This window comes from Actinokineospora xionganensis, assembly GCF_014323725.1.
In the GTDB taxonomy this organism is placed as follows: Bacteria; Actinomycetota; Actinomycetes; order Mycobacteriales; family Pseudonocardiaceae; genus Actinokineospora; species Actinokineospora xionganensis.
Genome location: NZ_JABVED010000010.1, coordinates 216,941 through 230,260 on the forward strand (window position 1 = coordinate 216,941; position 13,320 = coordinate 230,260).

15 protein-coding genes are annotated in these 13,320 nt (G+C 68.6%); 6 read left to right on the forward strand and 9 right to left on the reverse strand.

Features of this window, described 5'->3' with window-relative positions; all coding sequences use genetic code 11:
- Positions 1 to 726 precede the first annotated feature (726 nt).
- Positions 727 to 1,299, forward strand: coding sequence for a hypothetical protein (locus GPZ80_RS18940; RefSeq protein ID WP_222719540.1), 573 nt, complete (start codon positions 727 to 729; stop codon positions 1,297 to 1,299).
- 4 nt (positions 1,300 to 1,303) lie between these two features.
- On the opposite strand, the gene GPZ80_RS18945 is transcribed toward GPZ80_RS18940, so the two are convergent.
- Positions 1,304 to 2,626: a D-arabinono-1,4-lactone oxidase gene (locus GPZ80_RS18945; protein WP_187221828.1), complete on the reverse strand. Its 1,323-nt coding sequence runs from the start codon at positions 2,624 to 2,626 to the stop codon at positions 1,304 to 1,306.
- Positions 2,627 to 2,718: 92 nt separating this feature from the next.
- Here GPZ80_RS18945 and GPZ80_RS18950 point away from each other — a divergent pair, with 92 nt between their 5' ends.
- Positions 2,719 to 3,930, forward strand: coding sequence for an amino acid deaminase/aldolase (locus GPZ80_RS18950; RefSeq protein ID WP_187221830.1), 1,212 nt, complete (start codon positions 2,719 to 2,721; stop codon positions 3,928 to 3,930).
- Between the two features lie 122 nt (positions 3,931 to 4,052).
- Here the strand turns inward: GPZ80_RS18950 and GPZ80_RS18955 are convergent, their stop codons facing one another.
- From GPZ80_RS18955 to GPZ80_RS18965, 3 genes are all read right to left on the reverse strand, one after another.
- Positions 4,053 to 4,604, reverse strand: coding sequence for a TetR/AcrR family transcriptional regulator (locus GPZ80_RS18955; RefSeq protein WP_187221832.1), 552 nt, complete (start codon positions 4,602 to 4,604; stop codon positions 4,053 to 4,055).
- 300 nt (positions 4,605 to 4,904) lie between these two features.
- Positions 4,905 to 5,258, reverse strand: coding sequence for a hypothetical protein (locus GPZ80_RS18960; protein ID WP_091383683.1), 354 nt, complete (start codon positions 5,256 to 5,258; stop codon positions 4,905 to 4,907).
- A gap of 7 nt (positions 5,259 to 5,265) precedes the next feature.
- Positions 5,266 to 5,517 (reverse strand): hypothetical protein, encoded by a 252-nt coding sequence (locus GPZ80_RS18965; RefSeq protein WP_187221966.1) that lies wholly within the window; start codon positions 5,515 to 5,517, stop codon positions 5,266 to 5,268.
- Positions 5,518 to 5,771: 254 nt separating this feature from the next.
- Here GPZ80_RS18965 and GPZ80_RS18970 point away from each other — a divergent pair, with 254 nt between their 5' ends.
- The 3 genes from GPZ80_RS18970 (at position 5,772) to GPZ80_RS18980 (ending at position 8,515) form a co-directional block, all read left to right on the forward strand.
- A complete protein-coding gene (locus GPZ80_RS18970) occupies positions 5,772 to 7,142 on the forward strand; it encodes a helix-turn-helix transcriptional regulator (protein WP_187221834.1) in 1,371 nt (456 codons plus the stop codon).
- Positions 7,143 to 7,171: 29 nt separating this feature from the next.
- Positions 7,172 to 8,065, forward strand: a complete 894-nt coding sequence (locus GPZ80_RS18975; RefSeq protein WP_187221836.1) for an aminoglycoside phosphotransferase family protein — start codon at positions 7,172 to 7,174, stop codon at positions 8,063 to 8,065.
- Positions 8,066 to 8,206: 141 nt separating this feature from the next.
- On the forward strand, positions 8,207 to 8,515 hold the full coding sequence (locus GPZ80_RS18980) for a hypothetical protein (protein ID WP_312880433.1): 309 nt from the start codon (positions 8,207 to 8,209) through the stop codon (positions 8,513 to 8,515).
- A gap of 145 nt (positions 8,516 to 8,660) precedes the next feature.
- Here the strand turns inward: GPZ80_RS18980 and GPZ80_RS18985 are convergent, their stop codons facing one another.
- From GPZ80_RS18985 to GPZ80_RS19005, 5 genes are all read right to left on the reverse strand, one after another.
- Positions 8,661 to 9,680: a CopD family protein gene (locus GPZ80_RS18985; RefSeq protein WP_187221838.1), complete on the reverse strand. Its 1,020-nt coding sequence runs from the start codon at positions 9,678 to 9,680 to the stop codon at positions 8,661 to 8,663.
- Positions 9,677 to 10,231, reverse strand: coding sequence for a copper resistance CopC family protein (locus GPZ80_RS18990; RefSeq protein WP_187221840.1), 555 nt, complete (start codon positions 10,229 to 10,231; stop codon positions 9,677 to 9,679). The genes GPZ80_RS18985 and GPZ80_RS18990 overlap by 4 nt, the downstream gene beginning before the upstream one ends.
- A gap of 5 nt (positions 10,232 to 10,236) precedes the next feature.
- Positions 10,237 to 10,989, reverse strand: coding sequence for a YcnI family copper-binding membrane protein (locus GPZ80_RS18995; protein ID WP_187221842.1), 753 nt, complete (start codon positions 10,987 to 10,989; stop codon positions 10,237 to 10,239).
- A 55-nt stretch (positions 10,990 to 11,044) separates the two neighbouring features.
- The gene (locus GPZ80_RS19000) at positions 11,045 to 11,575 is read right to left on the reverse strand and encodes a hypothetical protein (RefSeq protein ID WP_187221844.1); all 531 of its coding nucleotides are present in this window, start codon (positions 11,573 to 11,575) and stop codon (positions 11,045 to 11,047) included.
- Between the two features lie 106 nt (positions 11,576 to 11,681).
- Positions 11,682 to 12,128 carry a DUF6474 family protein gene (locus GPZ80_RS19005; RefSeq protein ID WP_187221846.1) on the reverse strand — a complete coding sequence of 149 codons (447 nt, stop codon included), beginning with the start codon at positions 12,126 to 12,128 and terminating at the stop codon, positions 11,682 to 11,684.
- Between the two features lie 178 nt (positions 12,129 to 12,306).
- On the opposite strand from GPZ80_RS19005, the gene GPZ80_RS19010 reads away from it, so the two are divergent.
- On the forward strand, positions 12,307 to 13,161 hold the full coding sequence (locus GPZ80_RS19010) for a serine protease (protein WP_246477236.1): 855 nt from the start codon (positions 12,307 to 12,309) through the stop codon (positions 13,159 to 13,161).
- Positions 13,162 to 13,320 lie beyond the last annotated feature (159 nt).

Here is a 13,320-nt window from a genome sequence, read left to right on the forward strand (position 1 = left end):
GCTTCGGAGTATGTAACCAATCGCTGGGTCGCCCACGGTGCGATCGGTGGCCATTCCAGCCCTGTCGGATCAGCGGGGCTCGCGCTGCGCGTATCGGGTGTGTAATCGGTAGGCATGTCGCCCGCGGTGCGATCGGCAGGCCTGACCCAGCGGGGCTCGCGCTGCGCGCATCGAAGTTGATACGGCTTGCGCGGCTCATCGCCGATTCGTAACCGATGGGGGGGCGTCCGGGGTGCGAATCAGTCTTGCCCCGACCGGTCCGGCTTCGCCGACACTCACTCTCCATTCGTCTCCCGGCGGCGGTGGGTGGGCAAAACAAAAACGGGGCGTTTGGGGGATGGGGGAGCGGCCGTTTGGTGGGTTGGTGCCTAAAACCGAATGTGGGGCCTCTAGCTGCGGGTTTGTTCACTGTGGGCGTTTGGTTGAGCACGGGTTGTGGCACCGTTGAGCCGTCTACCTTGGGCGTCACCCGGTCGGCGGCACAGTCGGGGCGAAGTCCGATTACCGTTGGTCGACCGGTTAACGCCCGCCTAGCGCCGTCGGTCGCACAAGGGCATTCACACTCTCTTAATCGCCTGTCCCGGCCTGGTACTCCAGACATGTACCAATCGACATCGCGTTGATTCGCTGACCACTGTGCGGCGAGCGGCGACGGTGGAGGAGAAGGGCGGAAGTTTCGTGACCGGCATACCAGGGCGCATCGCCGTTACCGAGAACCTCAAGGCGATGCCCGCACAGCTGGCCCCGCCGGTCGAGCTGCCCGCTCCCGTCGACGACCTCGCCGCGGCGGCACTACCGGCGCTCGGCTGGGCGGGCACCGTGCTCCCCGAGATGACCCTCCTCGGGCGCCGCGTGTGCCTCGTGGCCGAACTGCGGCCCGACGTGCACGCCGAACGGATCTGCCTCGGCCAGGAGCCGGTCACCGACCGCGCGAGCGTGGCCACCTGGGCGTTCCCCGAACTGGCGGGCCGGGTCCCCGAACCCGCCGCCCGGATCGTCGGCGTGATCGCCGTCGCCCGGCACTGGCGCACCGGCCTGGCCAACGCCGTGCCGTTCCTGCGCTACGGCGACGCGGCGGTCGTCCTGCCCACCTCAGCCGTGCTCACCCACGACTACCTGGCCAAGTGCCTGCCCCGCGCCCGCGCGTACGGCGTCGGCATCGTCAGCGCCGAACCCAACGGTGAAGTCGACCTCGACCTGCCCGGCCGCTGCGACCGCGCCTACCCAGAGACCGACGGCCTCTACCGGTGGATCAGCGAACTGGCCTACGACTCCATCCTCGAAAGCGTCACCGTCTAGCCCGTCAGCCGCCCAGAACCCTTTCGGTATAAGGGTTCTGGAAACGACGCTCGGGATCCACTGCGGCCCGCACACCCAGGAAGTCGTCGAAGCGCGGATACCGGGCACGCAGCGAGTCGGCGTCGAGCGAATGCATCTTCCCCCAATGCGGGCGCCCGCCGACCTCGCCGACGATCGACTCGAACAAGTCGAAGTACTCGCGATACGGCATCCCGAGGTACTGATGGATCGCCAAGTACGCCGAATCCCGGCCATACGCGGTCGACAACCAGATGTCATCCGCCGCCGCCACCCGCACCTCGACCGGAAACATGACGGGGTCCTTCAACAGCGGCACCCGCTTACGCAACTCCGCGAGGACCCCGGCCAGGGCTTCGCGCGGGACGGCGTACTCCGACTCGACGAACCGGACCCTGCGGCTGGTCACGAAAACCCGATGCGAGCGGTCGCTGTACTCGCGAGCGGACACCGCCGATGCCGACAGCTTGTTGAGGGGACGCACCAAACCCGGCACCCGCCTGCCCAACCGGCACAACGCGCCGAACAGCGCGTTCTCCATCACCTCGTACTCGATGAACTGCCGTACCCTGCCCATCGGCTCCGGCACGGACCCCGCGGGCAGCCGGTTGTTCCGCTTGGTCAAAGCCTGCCTGCCGTAGGGAAACCAATAGAACTCGAAGTGATCGTTGGCCGCGCACCGCTCATCGAGCGTCGCCAACACCGCGTCCAACGGCTCCGGGCGCTCCTGCGCGGCCAACACGAACGCGGGCTCGGTCCGCAGCGTCACCGTGGTGATCACCCCGAGCGCGCCGAGACCGATCCTGGCCGCGGCGAAGAGCTCCGGCCGCTCCGACTCCGAACACGACACGACCGAACCGTCGGCCAGGACGAGTTCGAGCGCCGCCACCTGGGTGGCCAGGCCGCCGAGCCGGGCGCCGGTGCCGTGCGTGCCGGTGGAGATCGCGCCCGAAACCGTCTGCGCGTCGATGTCACCGAGATTGGCCATCGCCAGACCGAGACGGTCGAGTTCGGCGTTGAGGGTCTTCAGCGTCGTGCCCGAGCGCACGACCACTTCACCGGTGTCCAGGTCCGCCGATTCGACGCCGGTCCACCGCGACAGGTCGATGGCCATGCCGTGGGCAGCGCCGACCGCGGTGAACGAGTGGCCGCTCCCACGGGCGCGCACGCTCATGCCGGACTCACCTGCCGACTTGACAGCGGCGGTGACCTCGGCGACGTCGCGCGGGCTGCGCACCTCGCTCGCCACGGCGGACGCGGTGCCCGCCCAGTTGCGCCAAGCGGCCTGCGAAGCGGTCGAACCGGTCATACGTGACCTCCAGGCCGTCGAGTCAGCGAGGAAAACGTTAAGTGAATCGGCTTCACCTTTCAAGACTTTGGCCGTACGGTTGTCCTGTGCCCTTGAAGAGTCAACGAACGCGGCTTGATGCTGCCACCGAACACCTCGACCCACCGGTCGCGGTGGTCGACCTCGACGCGTTCGACCGCAACGCCGCGGACCTCGCGCGCCGAGCCGACGGCAGGCCGGTCCGGGTCGCCAGCAAGTCGGTGCGCTGCCGGTTCCTGCTGGAACGCGCGCTGCGGACGCCCGGCTTCGAGGGCGTCATGAGCTACGCGCTGCGCGAAGCGCTCTGGCTGAACCACGAATGGGTGGGCACCGACCTGGCCGACACGGACATCCTGGTCGCGTACCCGACCGCGGACCGCGCCGCGCTGCGCGAACTCGCCGCCGACGACAACGCCCGCCGCCGGATCTCGGTCATGGTCGACTCGGTCAGCCACCTGGATTTCCTCGACGCCACCCTCGGCGAGGACCACCCGGAGATCCGTGTCTGCCTCGAACTCGACGTCTCCTGGCGCCCGCTGGGCAGCCGAGTCGTCCACGTCGGGCCCTACCGGTCCCCGGTTTTCACCCCGAAACAGGCCGCGGACCTCGCCGCCGACGTGAGCAAACGGCCGGGTTTCCGGCTCGTCGGCGTGATGGGTTACGAGGGGCAGATCGCCGGATTGGGCGATACCCCCGCCGGAAACCCGCTCCTCGGTGTCATTCGGCGCTGGATGCAGGGCCGTTCGGCGCAAGAACTCGTTCGCCGTCGCGGCAAGGCGGTCCGCGCCGTCACCGCCGTGCAGGAGCTGGAATTCGTCAACGGCGGCGGCACCGGCAGCATCGAGGTGACCAGGGGCGACTCGTCGGTCACCGAGATCGCCGCCGGGTCGGGTCTCATCGGCCCCACGCTGTTCGACCACTACAGCCGCTTCTCCCCGCAGCCCGCGGTCGTGTTCGCCGTCCCGGTCGTCCGCAGGCCCGGCCCGGGGTTCGCCACCCTCCTGGGTGGCGGCTACCTCGCGTCGGGGCCTGCCAACAGCGCCCGGCTGCCGAGCCCATACCTGCCCGAGGGCCTCAAGCTGCTGTCGATGGAAGGCGCGGGCGAGGTGCAGACCCCGGTCACCGGACCGGCGGCGGACTCGCTGCAGGTCGGCGACCGGGTGTGGATGCGCCACGCCAAGGCCGGTGAGCTGGCCGAACGGTTCAGCGAGTACCACGTGCTCGACGGCGACAAGCTGACGACAACCGTCCCGACCTACCGCGGCGAGAGCCAGTCTTTCGGCTAAGAGCAAACCTGGCGCCGCCGCCGACCGCAGCCTTAGGGGACCGTGACGGCAGTTGGCCACGGTGACCGCCGAACCGGCGCGCGTCGCAGTCGGAACCAAAACTCAAAATTGCGGGGAGGCGGTCAAGCCCCGAAGTTCTTGCTGGAGACGTAGTCGCGCACGACCTGCTTGGCCTCGGCGATGACGACGTCCTCGGGGAACAGCTTGCGCCGGAACGCCAGGTTGAGGATCGAGTCGGCGATCTCGTTGGCGACCGCCACCGGCAACCGCAACTCGTCGAACGAGACGTCGAACCGCTCGGCGAGGAACGTGGCGATGCTGTCCGCGATCACCGTGTTGTTGTCGCGCTGGTCATCGATGAGCCGCAGGTCGACCACGTCGCCGAAGCGGATGCGGCTGAACCCGGGCACCTCGCGGTACATCTGCACGTAGATGTCGAAGATGAGGTCCGCGGCCTGGCCCCAGCGTTCCAGCGGGGACTCGTCGAGCCTGCGGCCGATCTCGGCCATGAAGTGGTCGAGGTTGCGCTGGGTCAGCGCCTGCACCACCGCCCGCTTGTCCGGGAAGAACTGGTAGAGCGAGCCGACCGCGACGCCCGCCCGCTCGGCGATCAGGGTCGTGGTGACCCCGTCGTAGCCGAGCTCGTCGATCAGCTGGGCGCACGACTCAAGCATTTTCTCCACACGCTTGGCGCTGCGCTGCTGAACCGGCTGCCGGCGGAGTGGGGTAGGGCTTGCCACTGAATCTCCTCCTGGTCGCTGGGGTACATCTTGCCCGTTCAACGACCGATAAAGCGGCTCGGAGCGCCGGCCTCCCACTATCGGGAACAAATTTCACAAATCTACCCCTGGGTAGCTTGTGGACAGTGACAAGTGGAACCGCGGACCGGTGCTGGTCGGGGGAGGGAGTACAGCAGCACCGGTCCGCGGGTCTGTGGGCCCAGCGCGCCTGGAGACGCGCTGGGCCGTGGCCTACTAGCGAACGCCCGCGGGAAGTTTCCGCGGCGGGCGCAGCGAGGCCGGGTCGAGCGCGTGGCGAGCGGCGGGCTGCGGGGCGAGGCCGCCCGCGACCAAGTGCTCGTACGCCGCGCGCCACACCGAGCACGGGGCCTTCTGCTGGCGCCAGCGAGTCGAGCAGACCGGGCAGTTGCCCCGGTCGTCGGGCTCGTGGGCGCTGAGCATCGAACGCCAGCCCTCCGTCAGGCGCGGCAGCTCAGACCGCGCGACGGACAGCAGAGACGGAGCATCGGCCCGCGTGGCCAGTTCGGAGAGCATGTCCAGTCGCTCCCAGACGGCACTGCGCAGGACCTGGCCGAGTATCTCGTCCACCTCAACGTCACCGTGACCTTTCCGCCTGCTCGGCGGCTTCTTTGAGTGCGGTGCGCAACTGGCCGAGCTGGCCCGATGTCAACACCGCGGTCTCTCCGGGCGGTCCGACGAGGACCACCTTGTTCTTCTCGACGAGAACGGTGATGGACCGATCTCGGTTGATCACATCACCGCAGCTGATCCGCCAAACTCGCCGGCCTGCGACAGATCCGTGAAGAACATCGGCTCGGGGGTGCCCCGCCGGCCGTCCGCCGGGCAGACTCTGTCCCGGGTGCGGTGCCGTCCTGAGCAAGTCCACGCTGCCGTGTCCCTCCGTGGTCGTACGCTTACAACGAACAACATTGAGGCGTCTCAATCGAAAACGGAGCGTCATAGCGCCGATCGGCGGCCGTCCCACGTTAAGCGGTCACCGGAGTTCGGTCGGACCGATCAGGTTCGCCGATCAGCACTTCTCGCGGCTCGTGAAGTGCGCTTACTCTGCGTTGGACGCCCAGCGAACTGTGAGGGGGCGGAATGAACTCGATCGGATCTTCGGGATCTCCCATAACTCCGGACAGTTGGGAGGAGCCCGAGATGCGAACCGCGCTTGCCGCGCGGGAGGTCAGTTCCGTGTATCGGTTGCTTCGTCGCACTGGTGTCTCACAGCGCCAGATCGCCGCGATGACCGGTCAATCGCAGTCCGAAGTGTCGGAGATCCTCAAAGGCCGTCAGGTCATGGCCTACGACGTGCTCGCACGGATCGCCGACGGGTTGGGTGTCCCAAGGGGATACATGGGGCTCGCTTATGACGAGGTCACAGCGATACGTGTCGCCGTGACCCGCGAGCCCTCACAGCCTGAGGAGAGCGAAGAGGTGAAGCGTCGGGAGTTCCTGGCACACGCGGCCGCCGTCACGGTGGGCGCGAATGTGCTGGGCACCAACTCCGGGTCGTGGGTCGCCAACCCCGTCCAGACCCCAGCACCCGGCCGGATCGGGATGACCGATGTGCGTCAGGTGGAAGCCGCCACCAGGGCGCTTCGGTCACTTGACTACCAATATGGCGGGGGCTTCTGCCGCGACGCAGTCGTGGCGCAGCTGTCCTGGGGACAGCAGATGCTTGGCGCTTCCGGTCCGGAACACGTGAAAACGCGACTTCAGGTCGCACTGGCCGACTTGTACAACCTTGCGGGCTGGACGTCCTTCGACATCGGACTGACAGATTCCGCCCGAACCCACTTCGGCAAGGCGTTGGAACTGGCCAAGGCGGGCGGCAGCGAGCCACTCGTCGCAAACATCCTCTATCGGATGGGCCGGGTCTACCTGCACAAGGAGTCCCCCAACGACGCGCTGAAGATGTTCCAGCTCGGCCAGATCGCGGCCCAGGAGTCGGGTTCCGAGCTCGCCGTCGCGGTGATCTGCGCCAACCAGGCGTGGGCCTACGCGTTGATGGGCAAGAAGGAACAGACGATGCAGCTCATCGGCCGGACCCGCGACGAGTTCGCGCGGGCCAACCTGGATGACGCCGAGGACTGGGTCAAGTTCTTCAACGAGACCGATGTCTACGCGATGATCGGCACCGTGCACACGGTGCTGGCGCAGACCGTCGATCCCATGCACACGAAGTTCGCGATCCCGGCCCTGTCCAGGGCGATCGATTCCTACGGCGATGAGATGACCAGGTCCAAGGCGTTCAACCTGGGCGCCCTGGCGACGAACCACTTGCTGGAAGGCGACATCGACCACGGCGCGAGGATCGGCCGGACCGCGGTGGACCTGGCGGAGAGCCTGAAGTCCAGCCGGGTGAAGGACCGCCTGAAGCCGTTGCTCCAGGAGGCGACCAAGCGTCGGAACAACCCCGACGCCCGGGACCTCGCCGACCAAATCACCAATCTCAGCGTGGCCTGACGCGACCCGGTGGTCGCGGACATCAGCTGATGGTCACCGGCGGGCTGTTCACCAGGGAGAACCTGAGGGTCGCCCTCGCCGCTGTCTGCGCCGAGATCGGGTTCGACGACCGCGGCGCACGGCTGCTGCGGTTCACCAACAACGCCGTTTTTGAACTGTCCACCGCGCCAGTGGTGGTCCGGATCGTCGGTTCCGTGGCGTTGCGGCACCGGGTCGAGAAAGTCGTGCGGGTCGCGAAGTGGTTCGCCGAGCACGACGTGCCCGCGGTGCGACTGCTGCCGGGGTTGTGCCAACCCGTCATGGTCGGCGAATACACGGCAACGGTCTGGCATTCGGTTCCGCCCCACACCTACACGCCCCGGCCCGCCGACTTGGCGCGCCTGCTGCGCCGGGTGCACGGCCTGGCTCCGCCCATGGCCCTGCCTGCCTGGGACCCGCTCGACGACGTGCGGCGCCGACTCGGTGAAGCCGACGGGCTCGACGTCGACGAGTTGGTGTTCCTGCGGGAGCGCTGTGACCTGGTCGAATCCCGGCTGGCCGAACTCGATTTCGCCCTGCCCGCCGGGTTCGTCCACGGTGACGCGCACCTGGGCAACCTCATCCCGAGCCCGCTCGGGCCGGTCTTGTGCGATTTCGATTCCAGCTGTGTGGGCCCGCCCGAGTGGGATCTGACGCCGCTCGCCGTCGGTGTCCGCCGGTTCGGTGAAGACGCCGCGACCTACGCCGAACTCGCCGAGGCATATGGCTTCGATGTCACCCGATGGGTGGGATATCCGGTTCTCTGCGAAGTGCGTGAACTGAAGCTGATCACGAGCGTTTTGCCGATCATGAAAAGCAGTCCGGAAGTGCGCCCTGAGCTGCTCAGACGTCTCCGAGATTTTCGCTCGGGCGAAACTGCGACGCCGTGGTCGCGCTACACCTGACCCGCGAATTACCCCCGGATGGCCGCTCAAGTCCGGTAACGGTTGGCGCTCGGTAAACGAATGCACGGTCAACGGCGGATCGGATGCTCTCGTCCGGGTCGTCGGTCAACTCTCGGTGTTCGGTGGGGCAGGGCGGTACGGGTGATCAGATCGCTGCGCGGGGCGGTGCGGCTGGGCAGGGGCGCCCAGCGCGCACTCGCCGCCGCGCGGGCGCTCGATGACGTCGTGTCCGACCAGCTCCCCGTGGTGGCGGCGCTGCCGGAGGACCTTCGGGCCCGGGCCGCCGACTACCTCGCCGAGCTGGTGATGCTGGCGCAGGCATACCGCCACTATGCCCAGGGCTGGATCAGCCGGAACGAGTTGGCGCTGCGGGGCCGGGCGACAACGGATCGCCTGGCCGGAATGCGACTGACGCGGCCCGCGACGGCGCATCTCACCGAACAGGACTGACCGCTCGCCGTTGCCCTGTTCGGGTGGCGGTCCTCGCCGAAGAGGTTGTCAGAGTAGAGCGGCTGTCCGCCGAACGGGCGTCCACGTCGGTGAGCGCGGGTTATCCACAGGCACTTGTGGACAACGATCCACAGGTGTGGACAACTCAGCTGACCGGGGCCCTGGTCAAAATCACCGCGAAGCCGAACGCGAGTCCCATGACGGCGAGCTCCACCGCCACCCAACTCAGCATGGCCGTGCGCTTGTGTGCGATTACGGCGGGCATCAGCCGCCACCGGACATGGGCGCCGAGCGCGGCGAGGGCCACCAGGCAGACGATCTTGAGGATCACCAGGATGCCGTAGCTGGTCTCGAACAGTCCCGCCCACAGCGTGCGGGTGGGGTTCACCGCCAGCTCGATCAGACCGTTGAACAGCCCGGTCGCGGTGACCACCACGAGACAGATCGTCGCGAGCTTCGAGAACCGGGGAAGCGCGTAGCCCAGTAGCGTGCGGTTGGCCGCGAGCAGGGCGACCACCGCACCCAGCCCGCCGGTCCACGCCGCCGCGCTCATCACGTGCAACTCCATGGAGATCATCGTGAAGTCGTGCCAGCGCCAGTTCGTCGCGTGGCCGGTGACCGGCAGCGGGAGCAGGGCGAACAGCGCCACCGCGGCTCGCAACTCGGCGGGCATGTTCTCGCCCACCCGGACCGCGACCAGCGACAACACGAAGGTCAGGAACGCGAAGGCCGCGACGAACATCAGCGCCCGGCCCGCGCCGACGGTCCCGATGTACTCGCCGACCGCGCCGAGCGACACGTCCTGCTCGGGCCGCAACTCGGCGGTCTGCAGGACGATGGCCACCAGCGCCGTCGCCACCCAGACCAGCGAACTGGCCATCGCCACCCGCCGGGCGACGGCCAGCACCGGCTCGGACAACACCGGTCGCTCGAAGCCGATGAGCAGCGGCAGCAGACACAGGCCGACCGTCACCACGGCGGCCATGTCGAGCAGCACGCGCACGATCGGCAAACCGACCCGGACCACCGCGTCCGGCGTGGGCAGCCCCGGGATCGGTTCGGTCGCGATGATCGCCAGGCCGATGAGCACTCCGACCAGCGATGACGCGACGAGAACAGTCGCGAGGTGATACCGGTGCCGTGCGGTGGTCCGGGTCTCGGTCACTGCTGTGCACCTCCGCCGACGCGCATCGCGAAGAACACACCCGCGCCGAGAAGCACGACCGCGCCCGCGATCCACACCCACACCGGCACGCCGCCGCTCTCCTGCGCCTCGCCCGCCTTGGCCGAGCCCGTGTTCTGTGTGGCCTCGACCGGCGCGGGCGTGCCGTTGCCCGCCCTGGTCAGGCTGAACTTGAGCTCGCCGGCGACCGGGTGGCCGTCGGCGGACAGGATCCGGTAGCCGATCCGGTAGTCGCCCGCGGGCCCGAGTGCCCGAACCTGCGCGGTGACCACGTTGCCGCGGACCGACGCCTCGCCCGACTGCCACTGGTCGGTGCCGTTGGGACCGACGACGACGACCGAGTTGAGCCCCTTGCCGCTCTGGACGGGCTGGTCGAAGGTCAGCTCGATGGTCGACGGACCGCTTTCCAGCGACGCCTTGTCGGCGGGGGTGCTGCTCACCAGCTGGTTGTGGGCGAAGGCGGCTGGGGCGAGCCCGATGATGGCGAATAACGCGACGGCGAACGCCGTGAACAGCCTGCTGATGGTCCGCATGGTGCTTACTCTCCCGCCTTGGCGATGGTGCGACGAGCCCGGATGGTCGCACCCGCGCCGAGCCCGAGGCCAAGGGCGCCGACAGCGAGACCGGCGCCGCCGAGCCAGCGGGCGGTGTCGTCGGTGCCCGCCACCTTGGTTTCGCCCGCGTGGGCGTCACCCTTGGTCTCGTTCGCAGCGGGCTCCGCGTGGTGGTCGTCGCCCGCGCCCTTCTTGGCCAGCTTCACGACCGGCGCGGGCTTCTCCGGCTCGGTCCCGTCGGCGGGCTGCTGGTCCCAGGCCACGACCTTCCCGCTGTCGTAGGTCTGGATCGCGGGGATGACCAGGGTGTCGGTGTTCTCCGGGAGCTTGCCCGCCGACACCTCGAACTCGCCGAACTCGCCCGGGCCGATCCGGGTGCCCGGCGCCGCGGTCCAGGTCACCGAGCTGACCGCCTCCGTGATCTGGGTGCCGTGTGAGTCGACCGGCTTGTCGAGCTTGGCCTTGGTGATCACGGCGGTCCAGCCCGCGATGGGCTTGGTGCGCACGGAGGTCAGCGGGTACTCGGCTGGGAGCTTGATCTCGAGCTTGGTCGTGCCCGCGGTGTTGTCCTCGTTCGGGACTCGGAAGGTGATCTTGGTATAACCGCCCTGGGTGGCGGTCTCACCGATGACCTTGGCGGTGACGTGCGCGGACGCCACCCCGGTGCCGAATAGTGCGGCGGAGCCCGCGACGGCGAGCAGGACGCCCGCGCGCGCGAAGAAGCGATGGGTCGACATTGAGTTCTCCTGAGATGACAAAGGGCGGGCCCATGGGGCCCGTGTGGGGTCGGATTCAGGAGAACCGGGGTGGTCCGCGCCGGGCGCAGACCTGGCGGAACACGACTTCGAGCAGATGGCCGACCGTGCTGACCTGGAATTTGTGGACAACCAGGGCAGGTGGGCTCGGGGTCCAGACCAGCGCTCGCACCAGTCCGGTGATCGCCGCGGCGACCAGGTCGAGCGCGGCGTCGGCCTGGGTGAGCAGGACGGCCGTGGCCCCGATGGCGACCACGTGCGTGGCCAGCATGGTCGGCGTCAGCGCGACCGCGTCGTGGCCGTGGGAGACGTAGGCGAACAGCACGTGCAGCGTGAGCTGACTGGTTCCGAGCAGCGCGACCATCGCCGACAGGGACCGGGCGCGGCTCGCGACGGCTGTCCCCGCCCAGGCGATGAGCGCGGCGATGACGACGGTGACCGCTGTCTCCGGGACGCCGCCGCCTGCCATGCCGTGCGCGGCGATCGTCAGCGCGGTCGAAGTGGTCGCCAGCAGAGCGCCCCGCGCCGCGCGGAACGCCCGCGGACGAGTCACTCGACGGGGGGCCACAAGGACAAGGGTATTGGGTGCTGTCCAGAGGGTTCGGCCACGCCGATCAGGTGGGACGGACGCCACTGGGCGCCTCCCGGATTCAGCCCGGTCACCGGTGGCGTGTTTAGATCCCCAGGGCGGCGAGTAGGCGGTCTTCGATGCGGTCGAGTTCCGCCGCGACAGCGCGGTGGGCGGCCTTGCGGCGCGGGGTCGGCATCCGCTCGGCGGCGCGAACCGCCGCGGCCAGCTGGTGCAGGGTGCTCTCGGCGGAGTCGGCGAAGGCGAGTTCGTCGGCCGTCGCGCTGTCCTTCACCCGCAGCTCGTTGAGCCCGGTGGCCGCGCCCGCGATGCGGGCGTGCAGCGTGCCGCCGCGGCCCGAGTACTGGCCGAGGTCGTCGACGGAGACCCCGAGCTTGCGCGCGCGCCTGCGGTCCCAGCGGTCCCGGACCGCGGCTGCTCCCTGGACCACGTAGGGCGTGACCACGGGCAGCACGACCGGACCAAGCACCTTCGCCACGGCGATCGCGTTCTTCGCCCGGGCGGGCGTGAACCCGTCCTTCTTGCGCGTCATGCCCCACAGCTTGCCGCACACCCCGATTTGTCGCCCGGCCGCCGCTGGCGCCACTCGAATGGGTTAGTCCAAACGGAGTATGGGTGTGACGGATAGAACATTTACCCGTCACCGATCTGAAGATGTTTCGTTTGTTGGGACAAGAAAGAGCTCTTTCGTTCACTCATTGGAGCTAAAGATGGCGATCCGAACCACCCTGCGCCGCAGTGCCGCCTTGGCCGCGGGCACCGCACTGCTCGGCGGGCTGATGCTGGCGGCACCCGGAACGGCCGCGGCCGCGCCGGTCTGGGCGCCCGCCGCCACGGCGACCATCCACCCGGGCATCCAGACCGAGACCGACGGTTCCGGCCAGTGCACGGCGAACTTCGTCTTCAGCGACAGCGCCGGAAACGTCTACATCGGACAGGCGGCCCACTGCTCCGGAACCGGCGCCGCCACCGACACCAACGGCTGCGACGCGGGCACGCTCCCGCTGGGCACCAAGGTGACCCTGGTCGGCTCGGGTGTCACCGGCGAGATCGCCTACAGCTCGTGGAACACGATGCAGGGCCGCGGAGAGACCAACGAGGACGCCTGCGCCTACAACGACCTCGCGCTGGTCAAGATCCCGGCCGGCGCCGTCTCCAAGACCAACCCGAGCGTGCCGTTCTGGGGCGGGCCCACCGCGCTGGACACCAACGGCACCACCTCGTTCGAGACCGTCCTGTCCTACGGAAACTCGTCGCTGCGTGGCGGTATCACCCAGCTCAGCCCGAAGCAGGGCAAGAGCCTGGGCACCGAGGGCAACGGCTGGAGCCACAGCGTCTACACCGTCTCGCCCGGCATCCCGGGTGACTCGGGCAGCGCGTTCCTCGACTCGACCGGCAAGGCGCTCGGCACCCTGTCGACCCTGGCGATCGCCCCGATCGCGGGCAGCAACGGCGTCGGCGACCTGTCGCACGAACTCGCCTACGCACAGCAGTACGGCGGTATCGCCGGCCTGAAGCTCGAACTGGGCACCGTCGCCTTCCGCGGCCCCCTCCTCCCCATCTAACGCACCACCAGGTCCGGCGGGCGGTCCGGCGACCGCCCGCCGGACCGCACCTAAGGGGACCGTGACGAATCTCGACCACGGTCGCCCACCCGTCCGCACCATCACCTGGAAGGCGACCGGGACCCAGAATTCCGGGGAGGCGCGCTGCGACAACTAAGC